The 23,076-nt window shown below is 48.5% G+C and carries 23 protein-coding genes and 1 other RNA gene; 20 read left to right on the top strand and 4 right to left on the bottom strand.

The window, feature by feature from the left end; genetic code table 11:
- Together MED92_RS07005 and MED92_RS07010 are read left to right on the top strand one after the other, a co-directional pair.
- Positions 1-421: glutathione binding-like protein (locus MED92_RS07005; protein WP_007020823.1), on the top strand; the 421-nt coding region annotated here is incomplete at its 5' end.
- A 73-nt stretch (positions 422-494) separates the two neighbouring features.
- On the top strand, positions 495-920 hold the full coding sequence (locus MED92_RS07010; protein WP_007020824.1) for a ClpXP protease specificity-enhancing factor: 426 nt from the start codon (positions 495-497) through the stop codon (positions 918-920).
- Between the two features lie 48 nt (positions 921-968).
- Here MED92_RS07010 and MED92_RS07015 read toward each other — a convergent pair whose 3' ends face one another.
- From MED92_RS07015 to MED92_RS07030, 4 genes are read right to left on the bottom strand one after another with little or no spacing between them, the layout of a single operon-like run.
- Positions 969-1,556 (bottom strand): BON domain-containing protein, encoded by a 588-nt coding sequence (locus MED92_RS07015; RefSeq protein WP_007020825.1) that lies wholly within the window; start codon positions 1,554-1,556, stop codon positions 969-971.
- A complete protein-coding gene (locus MED92_RS07020) occupies positions 1,556-2,146 on the bottom strand; it encodes an SIS domain-containing protein (protein WP_007020826.1) in 591 nt (196 codons plus the stop codon). Before MED92_RS07020 ends, MED92_RS07015 begins: the two co-directional genes overlap by 1 nt.
- Before the next feature lie 20 nt (positions 2,147-2,166).
- A complete protein-coding gene (locus MED92_RS07025) occupies positions 2,167-2,526 on the bottom strand; it encodes a YraN family protein (protein ID WP_007020827.1) in 360 nt (119 codons plus the stop codon).
- 8 nt (positions 2,527-2,534) lie between these two features.
- Positions 2,535-4,355, bottom strand: coding sequence for a penicillin-binding protein activator (locus tag MED92_RS07030; RefSeq protein WP_007020828.1), 1,821 nt, complete (start codon positions 4,353-4,355; stop codon positions 2,535-2,537).
- A 36-nt stretch (positions 4,356-4,391) separates the two neighbouring features.
- Between MED92_RS07030 and rsmI the strand changes: the two genes are divergently transcribed.
- The 18 genes from rsmI to MED92_RS07115 form a co-directional block, all read left to right on the top strand.
- Positions 4,392-5,225 (top strand): 16S rRNA (cytidine(1402)-2'-O)-methyltransferase, encoded by an 834-nt coding sequence (gene rsmI, locus MED92_RS07035; RefSeq protein ID WP_007020829.1) that lies wholly within the window; start codon positions 4,392-4,394, stop codon positions 5,223-5,225.
- A gap of 31 nt (positions 5,226-5,256) precedes the next feature.
- Positions 5,257-5,618: RNase P RNA component class A (gene rnpB / locus MED92_RS18535), an RNA gene on the top strand.
- A 272-nt stretch (positions 5,619-5,890) separates the two neighbouring features.
- Positions 5,891-6,346 (top strand): division/cell wall cluster transcriptional repressor MraZ, encoded by a 456-nt coding sequence (gene mraZ, locus MED92_RS07040; protein WP_007020830.1) that lies wholly within the window; start codon positions 5,891-5,893, stop codon positions 6,344-6,346.
- A gap of 18 nt (positions 6,347-6,364) precedes the next feature.
- Positions 6,365-7,303: a 16S rRNA (cytosine(1402)-N(4))-methyltransferase RsmH gene (gene rsmH, locus MED92_RS07045; protein WP_007020831.1), complete on the top strand. Its 939-nt coding sequence runs from the start codon at positions 6,365-6,367 to the stop codon at positions 7,301-7,303.
- On the top strand, positions 7,303-7,671 hold the full coding sequence (ftsL, locus tag MED92_RS07050) for a cell division protein FtsL (protein ID WP_007020832.1): 369 nt from the start codon (positions 7,303-7,305) through the stop codon (positions 7,669-7,671). Before rsmH ends, ftsL begins: the two co-directional genes overlap by 1 nt.
- Complete coding sequence (locus MED92_RS07055; RefSeq protein WP_007020833.1) at positions 7,655-9,361, top strand: peptidoglycan D,D-transpeptidase FtsI family protein; 1,707 nt, start codon at positions 7,655-7,657, stop codon at positions 9,359-9,361. The genes ftsL and MED92_RS07055 overlap by 17 nt, the downstream gene beginning before the upstream one ends.
- A gap of 15 nt (positions 9,362-9,376) precedes the next feature.
- Positions 9,377-10,843 (top strand): UDP-N-acetylmuramoyl-L-alanyl-D-glutamate--2,6-diaminopimelate ligase, encoded by a 1,467-nt coding sequence (locus MED92_RS07060; RefSeq protein WP_007020834.1) that lies wholly within the window; start codon positions 9,377-9,379, stop codon positions 10,841-10,843.
- Positions 10,840-12,213: a UDP-N-acetylmuramoyl-tripeptide--D-alanyl-D-alanine ligase gene (locus MED92_RS07065; protein ID WP_007020835.1), complete on the top strand. Its 1,374-nt coding sequence runs from the start codon at positions 10,840-10,842 to the stop codon at positions 12,211-12,213. The genes MED92_RS07060 and MED92_RS07065 overlap by 4 nt, the downstream gene beginning before the upstream one ends.
- A 6-nt stretch (positions 12,214-12,219) precedes the next feature.
- The gene (mraY, locus tag MED92_RS07070; RefSeq protein ID WP_007020836.1) at positions 12,220-13,302 is read left to right on the top strand and encodes a phospho-N-acetylmuramoyl-pentapeptide-transferase; all 1,083 of its coding nucleotides are present in this window, start codon (positions 12,220-12,222) and stop codon (positions 13,300-13,302) included.
- A 13-nt stretch (positions 13,303-13,315) separates the two neighbouring features.
- Positions 13,316-14,665 (top strand): UDP-N-acetylmuramoyl-L-alanine--D-glutamate ligase, encoded by a 1,350-nt coding sequence (murD, locus tag MED92_RS07075; protein ID WP_007020837.1) that lies wholly within the window; start codon positions 13,316-13,318, stop codon positions 14,663-14,665.
- Entirely contained in the window at positions 14,665-15,927 is a 1,263-nt protein-coding gene (gene ftsW, locus MED92_RS07080; protein WP_007020838.1) for a putative lipid II flippase FtsW, read from the top strand. Before murD ends, ftsW begins: the two co-directional genes overlap by 1 nt.
- Complete coding sequence (gene murG, locus MED92_RS07085) at positions 15,924-17,012, top strand: undecaprenyldiphospho-muramoylpentapeptide beta-N-acetylglucosaminyltransferase (RefSeq protein WP_007020839.1); 1,089 nt, start codon at positions 15,924-15,926, stop codon at positions 17,010-17,012. The genes ftsW and murG overlap by 4 nt, the downstream gene beginning before the upstream one ends.
- Positions 17,012-18,460 (top strand): UDP-N-acetylmuramate--L-alanine ligase, encoded by a 1,449-nt coding sequence (gene murC / locus MED92_RS07090; protein ID WP_007020840.1) that lies wholly within the window; start codon positions 17,012-17,014, stop codon positions 18,458-18,460. The genes murG and murC overlap by 1 nt, the downstream gene beginning before the upstream one ends.
- Positions 18,457-19,404, top strand: coding sequence for a D-alanine--D-alanine ligase (locus MED92_RS07095; protein WP_007020841.1), 948 nt, complete (start codon positions 18,457-18,459; stop codon positions 19,402-19,404). The genes murC and MED92_RS07095 overlap by 4 nt, the downstream gene beginning before the upstream one ends.
- 1 nt (position 19,405) lies before the next feature.
- Positions 19,406-20,245: a cell division protein FtsQ/DivIB gene (locus tag MED92_RS07100; RefSeq protein ID WP_007020842.1), complete on the top strand. Its 840-nt coding sequence runs from the start codon at positions 19,406-19,408 to the stop codon at positions 20,243-20,245.
- Positions 20,246-20,248: 3 nt separating this feature from the next.
- A complete protein-coding gene (ftsA, locus tag MED92_RS07105) occupies positions 20,249-21,502 on the top strand; it encodes a cell division protein FtsA (protein ID WP_040661638.1) in 1,254 nt (417 codons plus the stop codon).
- An 83-nt stretch (positions 21,503-21,585) separates the two neighbouring features.
- Positions 21,586-22,758, top strand: a complete 1,173-nt coding sequence (gene ftsZ / locus MED92_RS07110) for a cell division protein FtsZ (protein ID WP_007020844.1) — start codon at positions 21,586-21,588, stop codon at positions 22,756-22,758.
- Between the two features lie 82 nt (positions 22,759-22,840).
- Positions 22,841-23,076, top strand: a 236-nt coding sequence (locus tag MED92_RS07115; protein ID WP_007020845.1) for a UDP-3-O-acyl-N-acetylglucosamine deacetylase, incomplete at its 3' end; no start/stop codon positions are given.

Raw genomic sequence — 23,076 nt, forward strand, 5'->3', positions numbered from 1 at the left:
GATGATGGAGTACCTAGATGAGCGTTTTCCGCATCCGCCGTTGTTGCCTGTTTATCCGGTAGCGCGTGCTGAAAGCCGTCTTTACATGTATCGCATCCAGCGTGACTGGTGTGATCTGGCTGATAAAATCATTGAAGCGTCTATGGCTGATGATGAAGATACTGCTGAAGAGGTTCGTAAAGAGCTTCGTGATAGTCTGGTATCTATTTCGCCAATTTTTGCAGATAAGCCATTCTTCATGAGTGAAGAATTTACTTTGGTTGATTGCTGTCTGGCTCCGCTTCTGTGGCGTCTGCCATTGCTGGGTATTGATATTCCAGAAGAGCAGTGTAAGCCGTTGGTTAAGTACATGGAGCGTTTGTTTGAACGCGAATCTTTCCAGATCAGCTTGTCAGAAGCTGAAAGGGAAATGCGAGATTAAGCTGTAAGCTTATTTTTTGAAAAGGGATGATTTATCATCCCTTTTTTGTTTCTGTAGGTTCTTGGTGGTAGTTATGAAACCTAGTCGCCCTTATATTTTGAAAGCGTTGTATGATTGGTTGTTAGATAATGATCTGACGCCGCACCTTATGGTTAATGCAGAAGAGGATAATGTTACTGTGCCTCTTCAGTTTGTGGACGAAGGGCAGATTGTTCTGAATATTAATCCATCAGCCGTGCGAAACTTCTACATGGATGATGAGGCTGTGTCGTTCAACGCGAGATTTTCCGGTCAGCCTATGGATGTCTATGTGCCAATGTGTGCTGTTATGGCGATTTATGCCCGGGAAAATGGCCAGGGAATGGGTTTTGGTGGCGAGCCGGGCGCTGAACTTTACTTGCAGGAAGAGGTTGCTGTCGAGGAGGTTGCGGAGTCGGCAGAGAAGGTTGAGCCTAAGGGCGATAAGCCTAAAAGGCCTTCCTTAAAAGTTGTTAAATAAAAAAGCCGCCCTTAGGGCGGCTTTTTTATTTGTGTTGTGCCACGTAGTTTAGCGATCAACGTATTCGAATACCTTAACGATTTTCAGAACGCCAGTGATATTTCTTACGATATTGATCGCTGTGTCGGCTTCTTGTGCGCTAACTAATCCCATTAGGTAAACCGTGCCGCCATCTGTCACTACTTTAATGCGAGCACCATCAATGGTTTCATTCAGCAGAAGCTCACTTTTAACCTTTGTTGTAATCCAGGTGTCATTAGTACGCGACATGGCGGAAGATACACCCGAAATTTTAATTTCGTTATGAATCTTGCGTACTTTACGTACCTGGCTAACGATTTGCTCTGCTTCTTGAAGTGCTGCATCGCTAGGAGCCTGGCCTGTTAGCAAAACGATACCGTTGTAGCTGGTAACGCTAATGTTGGAGGCTTTCATTAGCTCTGAACCCTGGTTGATGTTTACAAGGGATAGGGTTTCGATTACTTCATCATCGATATATGAGCCAACTGTGCGGTGGCCAGGGTCTTCCTGAATAGGTGCTTCACGACCAGCGCTAACCAGATCAGAACAGCCGCTGATAAGAACTGATAATCCTAATCCCGCAATAAGAGCAATTGTTTTGGTGTTGATCATCATTACTCGCTTCCAAAAAGTTGATAGTCAATTAAGTCACAAAGTGCATGTATTACTAATAGTTGTGCGTGGTGTACTAAAGCGTGGTCATCGCTGGGTACACAGATCTCGATCTCTTCCGGGCTTAAGAGGGCGGTGATATCGCCGCCGTCAGAGCCGTTAAGTACAATAATTGTCATGTCACGATCATGGGCAGCCTGAATGGCTTGGACCAGACTGCTCGAGCGCCCGTGTGGAGTAATTAGCAGTAGGATATCCCCTGGTTGGCCTAATGCATGTATCTGCTTGGCCTGGGCTTCCATAAAACTGCTGTCTTCGCATATTCCACTGAGCGTTGAGCCATCAGAGTTAAGATTGATGGCGGGTAGTCCTGGTCGTTCATGACTGAAGCGATTCATCAGCAAGGATGTAAAGTGTTGCCCCAAAGAAGATGAAGCGCCATTTGCACAGCAAAGGATCTTGCCTTCACTGACAAGACAATGAAGCAAAAGTTCGCCAGCGTGAGCAATTAATGGGGTGTACTGTTCAATGGTGATAGCGTTAATCTCCATTGAGTTGTGAAACTGGCTGACAATGCGGTCTTCTAGTTCCATGCTGTCCTTACTTTTTGACCTTATATTCTGAAGGCATCTTTATACCATAGCGGATGCGTTGGTGCTGCATCATATTCATATGCGATGACATCAAATCTACAATTTTTGTTCTGCAATCTTGGGCGTTTGCTTAGATATAGCTGTGCAGTCTTGATTATCTTTCGTTGTTTTGTGGTTGTTACGGAGGCAGCAGCTCCGCCAAACTCCGCATGAGTGCGCAATCTAACCTCAATAAAGACGATGCTTTCACCGTCCTGCATGATTAAATCTATCTCGCCAAAGCGGCAGTTGAAGTTTTGCTCTATGAGTCGCAACTTTTGTTTGCTCAAGTAGACCAGGGCGTGTTGCTCGGCGTCCTTGCCGCGTTTTCGTCGATCCATGATAAGTGTTATTCCGTAATTTGAGGTATGCCTTCTTTATAGGTAGCCCATAATAGGGTGCGTGTTACCTTGCCGGTTTGGTCGATGCTTAGGGTTCCTGTTTCCCCTTGAATCTCGGCGTTTGGCAAAGAACCTAGTTGTTGTAGGTAGGGGTGGATGCGGTAGGCATCTAAGCCCAGTGCATAGAGTCGACCGAAGCGAGAAGTGGTGTTTGCACGTTGTTGTGATATCAGGATCTTATCCTGAGAAGGTGGCTTCAGGCTCCAGGGAGTGTCCAGGAATTGCACTTTGTTCAGATCCTGGTCCTGGATAGGATCAGCGCTACCTGAATGTAAATGTGATGTCGCGTAAACGGGTAAATCGCCAGCGAAATTGAATGCCAGAATCGGGAGGATTTGGCGAGCATCGTTTGGAAGTGCGGTTAGCACAATTGCATCGATATCCTGACGACGGTGCTCTTCGAATTCGATTTTACGGGTGTAGACAAGTTGGCGAACTTTCTTATAGCGCTCTTTGCTGGCGTCTGTGGATAAAAATCGAGAAATGTCGCTGGAGAATTCGCTTGTTTCGCCGAATGTATCGCGTGTGACAACTTTTCCGCCCATAGCACTATAGTGCTCGGAGAAGGCGTCTGCTATTTTTTTGCCCCAGTTACTCGCGGGTGTTAAGACGGCGGCTTTTGATGCGCCGTCTTTTATTAATTTTTGCGCAATCTGCTCGGCCTCGTCTTCTGCTGATAGCCCGAACTGGTAAAGCCCTTCGCGGCTGGCTGCGTCGGTGTAGTTAAGCGCAAGAATGGGTGTGGATATGTGGCTGTCTGTTGCTAGTGAAGCTACATATTCTTTTGTTAAGGGGCCTATTACCAGGTCGGCATTCAGTTCTTTAAGGATCGCGGCTAGTTGCACTGGCGTGTTGATTTTGCCTGAATCGAGGAACAGTAGCTCCGGTGTGGTGCGGCCAGGGGCCTGACTGCGGAAGTGGGCCATCATTATGCCTTCCTTAATTGCCTGGGCTGGTTTTGCTAGTTTTCCTTCAAAGGGCAAGAGGACTGCGATTTTGTTGACGCTCAGTGTTTCTTGGCTAAGGCCTTTTAATGGGGTAGGCAAAATAGATCTTGCTGGGTGAGCTTCCCAGAGTTGAGCCCAGTTGCTGATAGCCTGGTGTTGTGAATCCAGCTGTTTGTTGCTGCTTAACTCATTTATTAGTTCTAACCAGCCTTGTTCAAAGTATGTGTTAGTTCCAGCTCTTAAGCGGTTGCTCACGGTTTCAGGGTCAAGTGTTAGCAGTTTCTGCCAGATCTCGTCATGAAGTTGTTGTTTGGCGGCTTCTGTTTCAAGGAGAGTGCTGAGTCTGATTAAGGCATTAATTTCAGATATTATTTCATTCTGAAGGCGGAATGCTTCGGCGCGTAATCGAAGTAATGAGGCTTCCTGTTCAGTGAGGAGCTGGGTTTGATTGCTGGAGGCGAAGCGATCGAGTTGATCCAGTGCTTTTTCCGGTCTGCTTTGTGATATTGATGCTTCGGCTTGTAGCTTGGCAATATCAAAGCGCATAGTCGGTGGCAGCAGTGAGACATCAATCTGCTCCAGAACAAATGCGGCATCACTTTGCTTGCCCATTTGCAGTAGCAATTGGGCTGCTTGCGCTTTGAGTTGTGCGGCTTTTATGGGTTTCGATTTGTCTGCTTCTGTGAGTAGTTCGTCTACTTGCGACTGGTTACGCTCAGCAGTTGTTTGTGGAGGTTGGGTTACCGATGTGGGAACAGAACAGCCCGTAATAATTGCACTGATTACGATAGCTGAAAGAGACAGGCGCCACTGAAATTTCATATACTTCTCAACCCAGAATTTTAAATGGTATCGATAATGTTAGAACCTGCACTGTACGTCGTGGCAACACCTATCGGAAATTTGTTGGATATGACTCCTCGCGCGGTAGAGGTATTGCAGCAGGTTGAGCTTATTGCTGCGGAGGACACACGTCATAGTGCCCGTTTGATGGCGCATTTTGGGATCGATACCCGCCTTGTTTCCGTCCATGAGCATAACGAACGCCAGCGAATTGACACGATTGTACACCAGTTGGCGTCAGGTGCCAGTGTTGCGCTGATTTCCGATGCTGGTACGCCGTTGATTTCAGACCCCGGATACGTTGTCGTGAAGGGGGTTCGGGAGCAGGGTTACAGAGTCGTTCCCGTGCCGGGTTGTGTTGCGTTTATTGCAGCGCTTTCAGCGGCAGGGCTGCCTACTGACAGGTTTGTCTTTGAGGGATTCTTGCCGCATAAATCCGCAGCACGAAAGCAGCAGCTTAAGTCGTTGAGTGATGAAACGAGAACGTTGGTGTTTTATGAGTCCCCGCATCGAATTCTTGCTTCACTGAAAGATATGCAGGAGGTCTTTGGTGCTGATAGGCAGGTGGCTATTGCTCGTGAGATTACCAAAACCTATGAGACGATCCGTTCAGATGGGCTCGCAGATCTTATTGCCTGGATGGAAGCGGATTCGAATCAGCAACGAGGGGAGTTTGTTGTTTTGGTCCACGGGGTGGAGCAAAACGGTCCAAAAGAGCTGGATGCTAATGCAAAGCAGGTTCTGGAAGTGCTGCTATCGGAATTGCCGGCGAGTCAGGCGGCGTCATTGGCGGCTAAAATCACTGGCCTGAAGAAAAAGGTGCTTTATCAGGCAGCTTTAGATCGCTAACTGAAATTGCTTTTGCTAGAATGCGCGCCGAGGAGTTTGCCAGGCAGTCGCTGCCCTTTCGGGGGTGGAGGAAAGTCCGGGCTCCAAAGGGTAGAGTGCCAGATAACGTCTGGGCGGCGCGAGTCGACGGAAAGTGCAGCAGAAAATATACCGCCTACGTATCTCGATTTTCGGATCGGGATGCCGGTAAGGTTGAAATGGTGCGGTAAGAGCGCACCGCGTGGGTGGCAACATTCCACGGCATGGTAAACCCCACTCGGAGCAAGACCAAATAGGGTTCCTATAGGCGTGACCCGCGCTGGAACCGGGTAGGTTGCTTGAGGCCTGTAGCGATGCAGGTCCTAGATGAATGACTGTCCACGACAGAACCCGGCTTACCGGCAAACTCCTCATTATTCTTTGTTTTCACGTTGCTTTACTCGCGCTTTATCTGAGCGTGTTCTGTGGTTTGTTCTAATTCCTTGTTTTTTAAGGTGTCTTTCTGGAAGGCCTGTTTTAAGCCTCTTTTCAGTATTTATCTGCTTAATATTTCTTTGTTCTAAAGCCTGTTTTAGCGGGGCTTCTGCCTTGCTTTAGTTGGGGTTAGTTTCTATAGTGTGCTCTAGTGGGATAAAGTGGGTAAAAGTGGGTAATTCTGTAATTTAAGTGGTGTGAAAGGGTAAAAAATGTTCAGGGGTGTCAATCAAATCAATCTGGATGCTAAGGGACGCATGGCGATTCCGGCACGCTACCGCGAGAAAATCGCGGAGTGCTGTGATGGTCAGCTCGTAGCGACGATTGACACTGAAGAACGGTGCCTTTTGCTTTATCCGCTGGAAGAGTGGGAAGAGATTCAGGCCAAAATTGAAAGCTTACCCAGTTTTAATCCACAAGCACGAAGAATACAGCGTTTGTTGATCGGTCATGCAACAGATCTGGATATGGATGGCAATGGGCGATTGTTGCTGCCTGCGCCTCTGCGTGAATATGCGGAATTAGACAAAAAAATTGTACTTCTTGGGCAAGGGCAGAAATTTGAGATCTGGAGTGAATCCAGATGGTTGTCGACCCGAGAAGAGTACCTTCAGGAAGTTGAGGGAGGCATGGATATGCCGGAAGAACTTCAGAATCTATCACTTTGATTGAGAGACGTGGGACAGATGAGCCAGGAATTTAAACACATAACTGTACTGTTAGATGAGGCGGTCGATGCGCTCGTCCAGGACAAGTCTGGCTTTTATGTTGATGGCACCTTTGGTCGTGGTGGTCATTCGTCGTTGGTTTTGCAAGGTCTGGATGAAAACGGACGTTTGATGGGGATTGATAAAGACCCAACGGCTATCGCTCATGCGCATGAGCGTTTCAAGGACGAAGAGCGGTTCTCTATCGCCCATGGAAGTTTTGCTCAATTACAGCAGTTTGTTACAGAGCGAGGGATGGATGGGAAAGTTGATGGTGTCCTATTGGACCTGGGTGTGTCGTCACCTCAGCTGGATGATGCTTCGCGTGGTTTTAGCTTTCTGAATGATGGCCCGCTTGATATGCGTATGGATACCTCGTCGGGTGAAAGCGCGGCGGAGTGGATTGCAAGGGCGGAAGAGTCTGAGATCGCAGATGTGATTTATACCTACGGTGAGGAAAAGTTCTCACGTCGTATGGCTAAGGCAATTGTGAATTACCGAGCTGAGACGCCAATTACTACAACAGCACAGCTAGCGAAAATTATTGCTGAAGCTAATCCCGCCTGGGAAAAAGGGAAAAATCCAGCAACGCGTGCTTTTCAGGGTATTCGCATCCATATCAATAAAGAGCTGGAAGATTTAGAAAAGTGTTTGGATCAGGCGCTGGATATGTTGAAGGTTGGCGGGCGTTTGGTCGTGATTAGCTTCCATTCGCTTGAAGATCGAATTGTTAAGCGTTTTATTCGTCAGCACGTTAAGGGTGATGAGCATCTTCCACCGGGCATACCTTTTACCAATGACATGCTGAAGATTCGAATGAAAAATGTGGGCAAGGCAAAAAAAGCCAGCGCCGGTGAAACGAAAGATAATGTCAGAGCGCGAAGCGCAGTAATGCGAGTTGCTGAAAAGGTTGCTTGATGAGCCCCAAACTCAGGCAGAAGGCCATGCAGGCTTTGGCAAGTGGGCCAGCTGAGAATTCAGCTAAGTTTCGCAGCCTTGAAGAGTTACTAAGAGGTTTTTTGATCGTTTTTGTATTGGTTGTCTTGATATTGGTATCTGCGCTAGCTGTCATTATGAGCGCATTTGAGTACCGACAACTGTTTAACCAATATCAGGAGCTGGTCCAGGAAAGGGACGAATTACAGGTTGAGTGGGGCCAGTTGTTACTCGAACAGAGTGCCTGGGCGGCAAATAACAGGGTTGAGCAGCAATCAACGTCGAAGCTTGGCATGAAAGTGCCTGAAGTTGACCAGATTGAGGTTATTAGAAATGAGCGCAAACAGTAGTGATGCAGCAGTAGCAAGAGGGTGGCGCCTGTGGTTGGTGCTTATTCTGCTATTGCTTGTTGCGGGTGGGATCACTGCCCGAATGCTGTTTCTGTACATTGAAGAGCAGGAGTTTCTGCAAACGCAGGGCGATGCGCGAACCCTAAGAACAATTCAGGTGCCTGCTCATCGTGGAATTATTACCGATCGCAACGGTGAGCCGCTTGCTGTGAGCGCTCCCGTGGCAACAATTTGGGCTGACCCTAAGCTGACTGATTTACAGCACGACAGTCTAAGTAAACTGGCTGTTTTACTGAAAACGAACAAAAAACAGCTGACAGCGAAACTGGCGGAAAATCGTTCGCGTCGATTTATGTATTTGCAACGTCAGGTAACGCCAGAGCTGGCTGAGAAGGTCAGGGCTTTGCGGGTACCAGGTATTCATGTGGACCGTGAATACAAACGTTACTACCCAGCGGCTGAGGTGACAACGCATTTAGTTGGTTTTACCAATCTGGATGGAAAAGGCCAGGAAGGGCTGGAACTTTCTTACGAGGACTGGCTGAAGTCTGAAGCGGGTAAGCAGCTGGTCATGAAAGACCGGTTAGGGCGGACAATAAAGCATATTCGTGAAGTTCAGCCTGCTCAACACGGCAATGACATTCAGTTGAGTATAGATTTACGCCTGCAGTACCTGGCGTATCGAGAGCTGAAAGCTGCTGTGCAATCCCACAAGGCTGATGGCGGTTCTCTGGTGATGCTGGATGCTGCGACCGGTGAAGTATTGGCGATGGTGAATCAACCATCCTATAACCCGAATGATCCGCGTCAGCGTATTTCCACTGCGCTACGAAACCGGGCGTTAACGGATACATTTGAGCCGGGGTCTACGGTTAAACCGATGACGGTTGCGGCGGCGCTAATGAGTGGAAAATACACACCGGAGACAATGGTTGATACGTCCCCTGGGTATATGCGTGTTAAGCGTAAGACGATCCGTGATCACCGTAATTATGGGGAAATTGATGTTTCCACCATTATTACTAAGTCCAGTAATGTGGGGGTGACCAAGCTTTCGTTCAGCTTACCTGAAGGTTCGGTGCGTAACCTGTACCACAATTTGGGTTTGGGGCAGGCGACAGGTATTGGTTTCCCAGGTGAGAGTACAGGTTATTTGCCGTATTTGAATGAGCGTCAGAAAGTGGAAAGGGCAACGCTTTCCTACGGCTATGGTTTGTCAGTGACGCCATTGCAGTTGGCTCAATCTTATCTGGCGTTGGCGAATGATGGGGTAGTTAATCCGGTCAGTTTGATAAAGCAGGATGAGCCGGGTAAAGCCGTTCGGGTCATGCCCGCACAAGTCGCGGTTGATGTTCGCGAGATGATGGAAACGGTTATTAGTGTGAAAGGAACAGGGCGTAGGGCTGCTGTTCCAGGTTATCGCGTTGCGGGTAAAACCGGGACCGTACACAAAGTAGGGAATGCGGGCTATCTGGATGATCAGTACATCTCTACGTTTGCAGGTATCGCGCCTGTAAGCAATCCGAGGTTAGTAACTGTCGTCATGATCGATAACCCCAAAGGGCAAGAGTATTACGGTGGTGAAGTTGCTGCGCCAGTTTTCTCCCGAGCGGTGGGTGGTGCATTACGCCTGATGAATATACCACCAGATAATCTGCCTGAGGCAGACAAGCAAATTGCAAAACGCTAGATAAGAGACTGATAGATGCTGAAGATAAGCAAGACATTAGCAGAGTTATTACCTGAGTGGGCAGAGCCTACCCATTCGGGTATTGCTGTGTCTGCTATCTCGCAAGACAGTCGAACCGTCGTACCTGGAACTCTCTTTGTGGCGCGTTCTGGATTAAAGCATCGTGGCGTTGATTTTATTGAAGGTGCAGTAGCCGATGGTGCGGTAGCTGTACTCATTGATTCATCGGAACTGTCAGATTGCCCCAATGTGGATGTGCCGGTCATTGGAATCTCAGATTTGGTTTCAGAGATTGGTCCGGTTGCCGCAAGGTTTTATGAGCAACCCAGTAGAGCGATGACAGTGGTCGGTATTACCGGAACCAATGGTAAAACCTCATGTGCACATTTTGTAGCTCAGGCGATGAATAACATTGGGGTAAAAACTGCCATTGTGGGAACGGTCGGAAATGGTTTCCCAGGTTTGCTTGAAAAGGCGACTCACACGACTCCTGATGCGATTGGGTTACAAAAACTGTTTGCTGAATTGAAAGCCGCAGGTGCTGAAGCGGTCGTTATGGAAGTATCCAGCCATGCGCTTGAGCAAGGTCGGGTTGCCGCAGTTGATTTTGATTATGGACTCTTTACCAATTTGAGCCGTGATCATCTCGATTACCATGGTTCCATGGAGGCCTATGGAGAGGCTAAGGCACGATTATTTAAAGAGTTTAACTTAAAAGCAGCCCTGATAAATGGCGATGACAGTTTTGGTCGTAAACTCTTGCGTGATGAATCAATCGAAGCGCGTAAGGTCTCGGTCGGTCGGCTGTTTGGGCAATATCATTTTGCGGCTTATCGTTTAGCTTTGCATGGCATTGAGGCGGAACTGAAAACGCCGGCAGGTAATTTTGCGTTTGCCAGCAAAATCATAGGTGAATTTAATCTTGATAACTTGCTGCTGGTCGCAGCTTTATTAAGTGAGCAGGGCTTTAGTAAAGCACAGGTGATGGAGAGCCTGTCTCAGTTAGATTCAGTTCCGGGGCGAATGCAGGCTGTTGTCGCTGCAGATAAGCCGTTGGTGATTATCGATTATGCTCATACGCCTGATGCACTAGAGAAAGCTTTGAGCGCTGTCAGGGCGCATACCACCGGCACTTTATGGTGTGTGTTTGGTTGTGGCGGTGACCGAGATGCGGGGAAGCGTGAGCTGATGGGACGAATTGCCGATCAGTTGGCGGATCACTTGGTAGTTACCAGCGATAACCCAAGAACAGAGTCACCTGAGCGTATTATTGAGATGATTGAGCAGGGTATTTGCCAGCATGAGCCAGCGATTGAAGCTGACAGAGCTGCTGCGATTAGACTCGCGATTATGCAGGCTTCACCGGAAGATGTTGTGTTAATTGCCGGAAAAGGGCACGAGGATTATCAGGAAGTGGGCACGAAACGTTACCCGTTCAGTGATTTGGAAGTAAGTATGCGATTGTTAGGGGTAGCGGCATGATCGGCCAATGGTACCTGAATCAGTTAAAGGACCAGTTTGGTGGTCTTGTTACTCAGGATGTTGAGTTTAGCGGTGTAAGTACGGATACCCGCTCGATAACTAAGGGTGATCTTTTTGTCGCGTTGGTTGGCCCTAACTTTGACGGCCATGACTATGTTGAGCAGGCTTTCTCTAAAGGAGCTGTCGCAGCGGTTGTATCCAGGTCAGACTCCGTGTCCCGAAAGGCTGCGTGGGTTGTCGACGATACCCGAATTGCGTTGGCGGATATTGCAAAAGCTAACCGGCAACGATTTGAAGGGCCGGTTTATGCCGTCACTGGTAGTAGTGGAAAAACCACTGTCAAAGAGATGCTGCATGCGATTTTGTCTCAGAATGCTGAGGTCTTGGCGACAAAAGGTAATCTGAATAACGATATTGGTGTACCGCTGACTCTGTTCAGCCTTAAAGACCAGCATGAAATTGCTGTTATTGAACAGGGGGCCAGTGCCCGTGGAGAAATTGCCTACACCACTGATATTTCTTGCCCTGATGTGGCGATCCTAAACAATGCGATGGGTGCACACCTTGAGGGGTTCGGCTCATTGCAGGGAGTGGTTGAGTCTAAGGCAGAAATTTTTTCCAGACTATCGGAAACGGGTGGGCATGCGATCATCAACCTGGATGATCCCCATGCCGATTGGTGGTTATCACATACAGAAGGTTTACCGCGCCTGACTTTTTCAGCGCGAGGTGACTTAGAAGCGGATCTTTGGGCGTCCGATCTTGCTCCGTCAGATAACGGTTGTTTTGCGTTTGTGCTGCATCGAAATGATGAGCAGATTGACGTGCAGCTACAAGTGATGGGCCAGCACAATGTTGCCAATGCTTTAGCCGCTGCTTCTGCTGTCAGTGCGCAAGGTATGTCTTTAAAAGACATTGCATCAGGTCTGGGTTCGTTTTCGGCGGTATCCGGCAGGATGCGCCCGTTGAAATCAGCACGGGGCGCTTTGGTTATCGATGATAGTTATAACGCCAACCCCGGATCGGTGAATGCAGCGATGGATCTGCTGGTTAGTTTGCCGGGCGAATCGGTGTTGGTGTTAGGAGATATGGCTGAGTTAGGGGCGGATGCCGCTGAACAGCATGAAAAGGTAGGTTGTCGGGCAGCGCAGAAGGGGACTGATCGTTTTTGGGCGATTGGTGCGCTGTCCCGGCACTCTGTAGCTGCATATGATGCGGCTGCAGGCAAGCAGGGACAGCATTTTAAATCACATGAAGAGTTAATCGCGGCATTGGCGGATATCGCTGAGCAGGGTGTGAACATCCTGATCAAAGGGTCCCGAAGCGCAGCAATGGATCGGGTCGTTAAAGGCCTGACGGAAGGGGAATAGAAGGCAATGCTACCACTGCTGGCAGAATTTTTATCCGAGTATTACAGCGGATTTGCAGTATTTCAGTACCTCACACTACGAGGGATCCTAGGGGTTTTGACCGCCCTAATGATCTCCCTCCTGGTGGGGCCATATGTGATTAATAAGCTGCGTAGTAATCAGATTGGGCAAGCGGTCCGTGATGACGGTCCACAGTCTCACCTGAGTAAAGCGGGTACGCCAACAATGGGTGGCGCATTAATACTGGTTGCTATCGCGATCAGTACTTTGCTATGGAGCGATCTGAGTAACCCTTATGTCTGGGTTACTCTGGGCGTTACGCTTATTTTTGGTGCCGTTGGATGGGTTGATGACTATCGCAAGGTGGTAGAGAAGAATCCACGTGGGTTGCCGGCTAAATGGAAATATCTATGGCAGTCTGTGGGTGGTTTGGGGGCAGCGATTGTGCTCTATGCCATTGCTGATACACCGGCTGAAACCTCATTGCTAATTCCTTTCCTGAAAGATGTCTCTATAGAGTTAGGAATCTTTTTCATTGTCTTCACCTACTTTGTGATTGTGGGAAGCTCGAATGCGGTTAACCTGACCGATGGCCTGGATGGCTTAGCCATTTTGCCGACGGTAATGGTTGGCGGTGCATTGGGCGTGTTTGCTTATCTGTCTGGTAACTTTAATTTCTCCGAATACCTGTTGATCCCCTATGTGCCCGGTTCTGGTGAGTTGATCATATTTTGTGGCGCTATTGTCGGGGCGGGTTTGGGCTTTTTATGGTTTAACACATACCCTGCGCAGGTCTTTATGGGGGATGTGGGGGCGTTGTCTCTTGGTGCGGCGCTAGGTGTTATTGCTGTCATCGTTCGTCAGGAGCTTGTGCTTTTCATCATGGGCGGCGTTTTTGTTGCTGAAACGGTTTCAGTCATCTTGCAGGTTGCTTCATTCAAGTTGACTGGACGCCGTATTTTCAGAATGGCGCCACTGCACCACCACTTTGAGTTAAAAGGCTGGCCAGAGCCTCGGGTAATTGTTCGTTTCTGGATAATCACCGTAGTACTGGTGCTGATCGGTTTTGCGTCACTGAAGATTCGTTAAGGAAAAGTAGATAATGGGTTTAATCGCCACTGATCAATTCACGATAGTTGTCGGTCTTGGTAAGACTGGTCTGGCGTGTGCGCGATTCTTAGCGAAGAAGGGTGCTTCATTTGCAGTGCTTGATAGCCGCGAAAATCCTCCTGGTTCGGATGAATTAAGAGAAGAGATGCCCGACGTTGATCTTCTTTGTGGGGAATTCGATGCGGATTTTTTAAGCCGTGCAACCGAAATTATCCTAAGCCCTGGTGTGGCTAAGAGCCATCCGGCTATACAAGCAGCTGTAGCGGCTGGAGCCAAACTGAGTGGCGATATTGATCTGTTTTGCAGAGAGATCTCTGCGCCTGTTATTGCGATTACCGGTTCTAATGCTAAAAGCACTGTGACGACACTGGTCGGAGAGATGGCTGAAGCGGCTGGGATCAATGTGGGCGTATGCGGAAATATTGGTACTCCGGTATTGGAGATGCTGGAACAACCCGAAAAGGACCTGTATGTCATTGAGCTTTCGAGCTTCCAGCTTGAGACTACTAATGACCTGCGGGCCGAAGTGGCGACAGTGCTGAATATCAGCCCTGATCACATGGATCGTTATGATTCCATGCAGGATTACTACAAGGCTAAACATCGTATTTTCCGTGGGGCTAAGAATGTAGTGGTCAATCGCGATGACTCGTTAACAGCCCCCTTGTTACCGCAAGGTGTTAAGCAAACCGCTTTTCATCTGGGTAAACCAGATCTGAAACTGTTTGGATTAATCGAAGATCAAGGCGACGTATGGCTCGCGCTAGGGTTAGATAAACTGATTGCAGCCTCTGAGCTAAAAATGCGTGGCCGCCATAATCTGGCCAATGCGCTGGCGGCTTTGGCATTAGGTCAGGCGGCAGGTTTACCGATGGATGCCATGCTAAATGCCCTTAGAGGTTTTACCGGGCTTCGTCACCGCTGTGAATGGGTTGCTGAGCATCAGGGGGTAACCTATTTCAATGATTCCAAAGGCACTAATGTTGGGGCGACTGTCGCGGCATTAAATGGTTTGGGCGGTACGCTTTCAGAAGAGAATGGCATTGTACTGATCGCTGGAGGTGACGGTAAAGGGGCTGAATTTGTTGAGCTGGCTGAGCCACTAAGAAACTATGGCAGAGCCTTGGTTTATATCGGTGTTGATGGTGAACGACTTGCTTCACAATGTGGGGATATTAACAGCAGGCCAGCTGCAACTATGGATGAAGCCGTTGTTATCGCTTCACAGTTAGCCAAATCTGGAGATATCGTCCTGCTTTCTCCTGCCTGCGCGAGTTTTGATATGTTTGCAGGTTTCCCTCAGCGTGGTGATGCTTTCGTTCAGGCAGTGGAGACCCTTTGATGGTAGCAGCGGTTTGGAATTCCCTATCTGAAAAACTGCCGTTTTTAAAAACGGCAGAGACAGATAGTGGGCCGAAGAACCTTGCCCAACAGAATGTTTTACCGTTTGACCCCTGGGTTTTATGTAGTGCATCTGCGCTGGTACTGATCGGTTTTATTATGATCAGCTCCGCATCACTGGATGTAGCATTAAAGAATAATGGAACGCCTTATTTTTACGTGTTTCGCCAGGCCGCCTTTATTGTCATTGCTTGTATTGGTGCAGCAGTAGTTTGGAATATCCCTTTGAAATTCTGGGAGAAAACCGGACATTGGTGGATGCTTGGCGCGGGTTTTCTACTGATTTTGGTTTTAATTCCGGGCGTGGGCAAAGGAGTGAATGGTAGTCATCGCTGGTTACCTCTGGGTCCTCTCAACTTACAGGCTTCAGAAGTCGCGAAGTTCTGCATGGTTATGTATATGGGAGGTTATCTGGTACGGCGTTTAGATGAGGTTAGAAATAGCTGGAAGGGCATTGCTAAGCCGACTTTACCGCTGGGTTTATTTTGTGTGTTGTTATACCTGGAACCAGACTTTGGTGCTCTGGTCGTGCTGATGGGTACGGTTATGGGGATGATCTTCCTCGGAGGTATGCGCTTTTCTCAGTTCATTATGGTTATCAGTGGCGTTGTGGGGCTTTTGGTCGCGGTAGTGGGTTTGCAGCCATATCGAGTTGCTCGTATCCAGAGTTTCCTGGATCCGTGGTCGGATCCATTTGGTACTGGTTATCAGTTGTCCCAGGCGCAAATCGCATTTGGCCGAGGTGAGTGGTTTGGTACCGGGCTGGGTAACAGTGTGCAGAAGTTGTTTTACTTGCCTGAAGCGCATACTGACTTCGTCTTCTCAGTGCTCGCAGAGGAGTTGGGCTTTTTAGGGGCAGGGGTCGTCATTGTTCTGTTCGCGATGCTGGTGTTGAACATCTTCAGAATAGGTCGCCGCGCTGAGAAAGCTAAAGCTTTTTTTAAGGCATATGTTTGTTATGGATTTGGGATCATTTTTGCCGGGCAAGCATTGATTAATATCGGCGTAAATGTAGGCGCCTTGCCGACCAAGGGGCTGACGTTGCCGTTGGTTAGCTACGGAGGCAGTAGTTTATTGGTCAGTTGTGCCATGCTGGCTGTGATTTTGCGCGTGGACTATGAACTTAAAGCTGGCATAGATAACCCTCGTTTCGAGGAAAAAGAGGAAAAGAGTAAGGTGAAGTCTCAGGAGCAGCAGGCATGAATCGCCAGGATAAAGTGGCTTTGGTTATGGCTGGTGGTACTGGCGGGCATATCTTCCCGGCGTTGGCGACTGCAGAAAAGATGCAGGAGCAAGGCGTTCATGTAGAGTGGTTGGGTTCCAGCAATTCTATGGAGTCAGAGCTGATTCCAAAAACGGATATCCGTTTTCATGCAATTGATATCAAAGGGTTGCGTGGAAAAGGGAAGCTTAGTTTATTGCTAGCACCCTTTAAATTGCTTCTTGCTCTTGTGCAGGCATTAAAAGTTTTGCGTCAGGTAAAGCCTGATGTCGTTCTGGGGATGGGGGGCTTTGCATCAGGCCCTGGCGGTTTGGCTGCATGGCTATTGCGGGTACCCTTGGTTGTTCATGAACAAAATGCCGTTGCTGGTATGACGAACAAACTGTCATCCAGGATGGCTAAGTATGTGCTGGAAGCCTTTGAGGGGGCATTCAAAGGGACTGTTCAGGCTCGCTCGGTGGGGAATCCGGTCCGAGGAGCGATTCTAGGGGTAGATGATCCTGAATCCCGCTTTTCAGAACGTACAGGACCTATTCGCTTGCTCGCAGTGGGTGGAAGTCTTGGGGCTAAAGCGATCAACGACTTGTTGCCCGAAGTGCTGGCAGATATTCCAGAAGAAGATCGCCCTGAAGTTTGGCATCAGACAGGCAAACGTAATATCCAGGAAACCGAAAAGCGCTATCAGGAGCTTGGCGTAGAGGGATGTCGAGTTGTGCCGTTTATTGAGGCAATGGATGAAGCCTATGAATGGGCTGATATTGTACTTTGTCGAGCGGGAGCGCTTACCGTCAGTGAGCTAAGTATTGCTGGTGTAGCTTCGGTATTGGTTCCTTTTCCGTTCGCAGTGGATGATCACCAAACCGCAAATGGTCGTTATTTGGCGGATCATGATGCGGCTGTTCTTATTCAGCAGTCAGAATTAGACCGTGATCTATTGAAAGAATTATTAACAGAAAAACTGAATCAGCGAGAAACGCTGATCACTATGGCGAATAAAGCGCGTTCATTAGGTAAGCCCGAAGCCAGTGATACGGTAGCCAATATTTGTCTTGAGGCGATGAAATAATGAAACAGCAAAGAGCTTTAACCCGATTTGAGATTCCTGAGATGCGCCGTATCAGCCGTATTCACTTTATCGGTATTGGCGGTGTAGGTATGTGTGGTATTGCTGAAGTGCTGTTGAATCAGGGTTATGCAATTTCAGGCTCAGATATTAAAGATTCAGCGACAACACAGCGCCTTAAAAAGTTGGGTATGTCTATTTATATCGGGCATGAAGAATCGAATATCGTCGATGTGGATGTTGTTGTCGTTTCAACCGCGGTTAATGAAGAAAATCCGGAAGTAAAGGCAGCTCGTGAGAAGCGTATCCCGATTGTACGTCGTGCTGAAATGCTGGCTGAGTTGATGCGTTATCGTCACGGAATCGCAGTAGCAGGTACCCATGGTAAAACGACCACGACAAGCCTGTTGGCCTCAATCTTTGCTGAAGGTGAGTTAGATCCTACCTTTGTTATCGGCGGGCGTCTTAATAGCGCGGGTACCAATGCCAAGATGGGTACCAGTCGATACCTTGTCGCAGAAGCTGATGAAAGTGACGCTTCATTCCTGCATTTGCAACCTATGGTGGCAATCGTAACGAATATCGATGCCGATCATATGGAAACCTATGAAAACGACTTCTCGCGTTTGAAGAAAACCTTTGTCGAATTCCTGCATAACTTACCGTTTTACGGGCTCGCGGTTATGTGTGTGGATGACCCGGTTGTTTGCGAAATTTTACCTGAAATTAGTCGTCCCGTTCTGACTTATGGTGTTTCTGAAGATGCAGATTACCGTGCTGAGAATATTCGTCAGGAAGGTATGTGCACTCGCTTCACGGTGAAAAGGCCGGAAGGTTTTGCTGATCTTGATGTTTCACTGAATATGCCAGGCCACCACAATATGCTCAACGCTTTGGCGACTATCGCGGTGGCTTCCGACGAAGGCATCTCCGATGAAGCGATTTGTAGTGCGCTGGAGAAATTTGAAGGCGTCGGGCGTCGCTTCCAGGTTCTGGGTGACGTGTCTGTGACTGATGGTACGGCGATGTTGGTTGATGATTATGGTCACCACCCTCGAGAGGTCAATGCGGTCGTGAAAGCAATTCGGGAGGGTTGGCCTGAGAAGCGTTTGGTTATGATCTATCAGCCGCATAGGTATAGCCGTACACGCGATCTGTATGAAGACTTTGTTGAGGTGCTTTCAGAAGTTGATGTGTTACTTCTTCTGGAGGTTTATGCCGCAGGTGAAGAGCCTGTAGCGGGAGCAGATAGCCGTAGTTTATGCCGCAGTATTCGCCAGCGTGGACGCCTGGATCCTGTTTTTGTCAGTGACAAAGATAGTGTTGCCGATGTGCTTAAGGATATTCTTCAGCCCGGTGATCTGTTGTTGACTCAGGGGGCGGGTGATATCACTGCCTTGGCACATCAGCTTAAGCAGCTCTCTCTGGTAGCAGAGGAGAAGAGTGAATGACATATCAGATAGATCAGACACTCCGATCTGAACTGGGTCGTGTTGCTGTTATCTATGGTGGCAATTCTTCAGAGCGTTCGGTGTCTTTGAAAAGTGGAGCTGCTGTTTTGGGGGCATTGTCCCGAGCGGGTGTCGATGCTTTTGGAATTGATTTGTATGGTGAAGACGGAACAGAGCAGCCGTTAGTACAGTTACAGCGTGAAAATTTTGATCGAGCATTTCTGATTTTACATGGCCCTGTTGGTGAGGATGGTACCTTGCAGGGGGCTCTGGATATGCTGGGTAAGCCTTACACTGGCAGTGGTGTGGCTGCTTCCGCTATTGGCATGGATAAGCTGCGCACCAAATTGATATGGCTGGGTCATAATATTCCGACCCCCCCGTTTGCTGTGATTGAGCAAGGCCAGGATCTGGCGGAGGTCGCTGAACGGCTGAAGTGGCCGATGATAGTGAAGCCGGCTCATGAAGGATCGAGTATCGGCATGAGTAAAGTTTCCTCACAGAAAGAATTGGAAGCTGCTTTGGGTACTGCGGCTGAATACGATCGTACCGTTATTGCAGAAAGCTGGATGAGTGGTGGCGAGTATACGGTGGCCATTCTTGACGGTCAGGCGTTACCTCCAATTCAGTTAATAACTGATCATGCTTTCTATGATTTCGACGCTAAGTATGTAGCAAATGACACCCAGTATCGTTTCGACCTTGATCTGACTAGTGAGCAGACAGATGAGTTAAAACGGTTGGCTGAGAAAGCATTTTCTGCCGTTGGTTGCAGGGGATGGGGACGAGTAGATGCGATGCGCGATGAGTGCGGTAACTTCCAATTGCTGGAAGTTAATACTGCGCCAGGCATGACAGACCACAGTCTTGTGCCGATGGCTGCTAAAGAAGCCGGGATAAGTTTTGAAGAACTTGTTGTAGAGATACTCAGAACGGCTGGGTGATATGAGTTTTTTACGCTGGGGTAACAAGCAGAACGATGAGCCCGAAGAGGAAGAAATTCCCCGAGGGGCTAGCCGGGAATTCCCTGAACGCAATGTGTCTGATGAGCCGGCGGAGAAAGAGCAGGAAATCTGGTGGAAGCCTTTTTGGACGTTTTCAACACTGTTGATTTTCTTTGTAGTGCTCTGGGGATTGGGCCAACAAGTTTGGCAGATGCTGGATAAGCCGATTTCTCAGATTGTTGTTGAGGGGAAGGCGAGACATCTGGATCGCAATCAACTGGCGATCAGCATCGGCGAGAGGCTTGAGGAAAGTTTGTTAAGCGCCAGGCTGGAAGATATTCAGCAGTTGGTAAGTGAACACCCCTGGGTCAGAGTATCGGCAATAAAAAGGAAGTGGCCAGAGACGCTAGTTGTTCAGGTGGAAGAGGAAGTCCCTGTAGCCAGATGGGGTGAAAGGGGGTTGCTTAATCATCAGGGAGATATTTTCTGGCCCGAGCTGAAAGAAGAGTATCGAGCATTGCCCCGGCTGAGTGGGCCGGCGCCGGATACGGAAAGGGTTATGTCTCAGTTCCACGATCTGAATCAGATGTTCAGACCGGTTGGATTGAGTGTTGTCAGTTTGGATTTAGAGGCGCGAGGTGCCTGGACGTTAGAACTGGATAACAAAATAAAGTTGGTCATTGGTCGCGAAGCGGTCAATGAACGCTTAGAAAGGTTTCTGGATCTATACCGGTTGACCCTTTCTGAACGATCAGAAGAGATAGAACAAATTGACATACGTTATACCCATGGTGTGGCGGTTAAATGGCGCGAAAAGCCGGAATCAGAAGATGCAGGATAAGAAATGAGTGCCTCGATGGAAAACAATATGATTGTTGCGCTGGATATCGGAACCTCCAAGGTCCTGTGCCTTGTGGGTGAAGTCGGTATTGATGGCACCATCGATATTATTGGTATCGGTTCCCACGCTTCACGAGGCTTGAAAAAAGGGGTTGTCGTTAACATTGAGTCCACGGTCAGCTCGATTCAGCGTGCTGTCGAGGAAGCTGAGTTGATGGCAGGCTGCAAGATCCACTCGGTTACTGTAGGTATCGCAGGAAGTCACATCAATAGTATGAACTCTCATGGCATAGTGGCTGTCCGCGATAGAGAGGTAACGGAGTATGATTTGGAGCGAGTGATTGATGCAGCCAAGGCCGTGCCTATTCCTGCGGATCAGAAAATTCTCCATGTTTTACCGCAGGAATATGAGATAGATGGTTCCGAAGGGATCAAAGAACCGCTAGGCATGTCGGGTGTGCGCCTTGAAGCCAAAGTGCACTTGGTAACGGGTTCGGTCAATGCGGCCCAGAACATCGAAAAATGTGTGCGCCGCTGTGGCCTTGAAGTTGATAATTTAGTGCTTGAACAGTTGGCATCCAGTTATTCAGTTCTGACTGAAGATGAGAAAGAGCTGGGTGTATGCATGGTCGATATTGGTGGCGGTACGTCAGATATTTCGATCTTCACCGGTGGTTCAATTCGACACACAGCGGTTATTCCTATCGCCGGGGATCAGGTGACAAATGATATTGCTATGGCACTGCGCACACCGACGCAACATGCTGAAGATATAAAAGTTAAATATGCTTGTGCTTTGGCGCAGCTGGCTTCAGCGGGTGAGACAGTTAAGGTCCCCGGAGTAGGTGACCGTCCTGCGAGAGATCTTTCGAGACAGTCTCTGGCAGAGGTCGTCGAGCCACGTTATGAAGAGCTGTTTACGCTGATTCAGGCGGAACTAAGGCGTAGTGGTTTTGAGGATCTGGTCGCAGCTGGTGTTGTTCTGACCGGCGGCACTTCAAAGATGGAAGGCGCAGTTGAACTAGCTGAAGAGATCTTCCATATGCCGGTGCGCTTAGCGACACCTCATGGCGCGCGGGGAATGGAAGATATTCTGGATAGCCCTATATACGCGACAGGGATCGGGTTATTGCAGTATGCACGACATGATCATGTCGTTGCGGCAGAGGAAACAACGGTGGGGGTGAATGAGGTCGTTAATCGCCCCCAGGTAAGTGTGTTAGAAAGAATGAAAGCATGGTTTCAGAGTAATTTCTGAATCCTGGTAAGAATAATTGGGGTTAATCAGCCTGATGCTGAAATTAGTGGATAGTGCTTGGCAGGGCACTAAAGGAGCTAACAATGTTTGAAATGTTAGATAGTGTACCGCAGAACGCTGTGATCAAGGTGATCGGTGTTGGTGGTGGTGGCGGAAACGCTGTAAAACACATGGAATGTGGTGATCTGGAAGGGGTTGAGTTTGTTTGTGCGAATACAGATGCTCAGGCGCTTTCATCAATGTCATCTCAAACAGTTATCCAGTTAGGTAATACGCTGACAAAAGGGCTTGGTGCGGGTGCAAATCCGGAAGTAGGTCGTCAGGCTGCGATGGAAGATAGGGAACGTATCTCAGAGATGCTTTCCGGAACAGATATGGTTTTCATTACCGCGGGTATGGGTGGTGGTACAGGTACGGGAGCTGCCCCCATCGTTGCTGAAGTGGCTAAGGAAATGGGGATTTTGACCGTCGCTGTTGTGACCAAACCGTTTCCTTTTGAAGGTCGAAAGCGGATGAGCATCGCGCTCGAAGGTATTAAAGAGCTGCGCGAGTGTGTTGATTCCCTGATTATTATCCCTAACGAAAAGCTTATGCAGGTACTGGGACGTAACTGTAGTTTGCTGAACGCATTTCAGTCTGCCAACGATGTATTAAAAGGTGCTGTTCAGGGGATTTCTGACCTTATTACCCGTCCGGGTATGATCAACGTCGACTTTGCAGATGTGCGAACTGTCATGTCTGAAATGGGGATGGCAATGATGGGCACTGGACATGCGAAAGGTGAAAACAGAGCCGCTGAAGCTGCAGAAAAAGCAATTAAGAGCCCATTGTTGGATAACGTTGACCTAAGAGGTGCCAGCGGTATTCTGGTTAACATCACGGCGGGTATGGATCTGAGCCTTGGTGAGTTCACTGAGGTCGGTAATCAGGTTGAGGAATATGCCTCTGAGAATGCGACTATTGTGGTGGGAACGGTTATTGAGCCGGAAATGTCAGATGAGATCAAAGTTACTGTAGTGGCAACAGGCCTGGATAAACCGCAGGAAACGGTACGCCCTGTGACAGACTCTGTGAAGAAAATTGATGGAAGTCTGGATCTGGAACAAATTGATCTTCCTACTGTGTTGCGCAGAAAGAAGAATGAAGCGTTGGATGGTCCTGCACAAATTCAGGATGAAGTACTTCAGCAAACAGGAACAGAGGGGGAAGGGGCTTATCTAGATATCCCAACTTTCCTAAGAAAACAAGCGGATTAAAGTAGCAGGCCTTTCTATAAGGGCATTTCTTTGTTACTATCGCGCGCTAGTGTGGCCCACTTTTATTTTTTTGGCAGGTAGCATGATAAAGCAGAGAACTCTAAAGAACAGCATTAAAGCAACAGGCATCGGTTTGCACACAGGTCAGAAGGTATATCTGACGCTGAAACCAGCGCCTGTTAATACAGGTATTGTCTTCCGTCGTGTAGATCTGGATCCTGTAGTAGAGATTCAGGCTCATGCGCATAATGTTTCTGACACTACGCTGTCAACTAATCTGTCTAAAGATGGTGTGCGCGTAGCTACGGTTGAACATTT

Source organism: Neptuniibacter caesariensis (genome assembly GCF_000153345.1).
Lineage (GTDB): Bacteria > Pseudomonadota > Gammaproteobacteria > Pseudomonadales > Balneatricaceae > Neptuniibacter > Neptuniibacter caesariensis.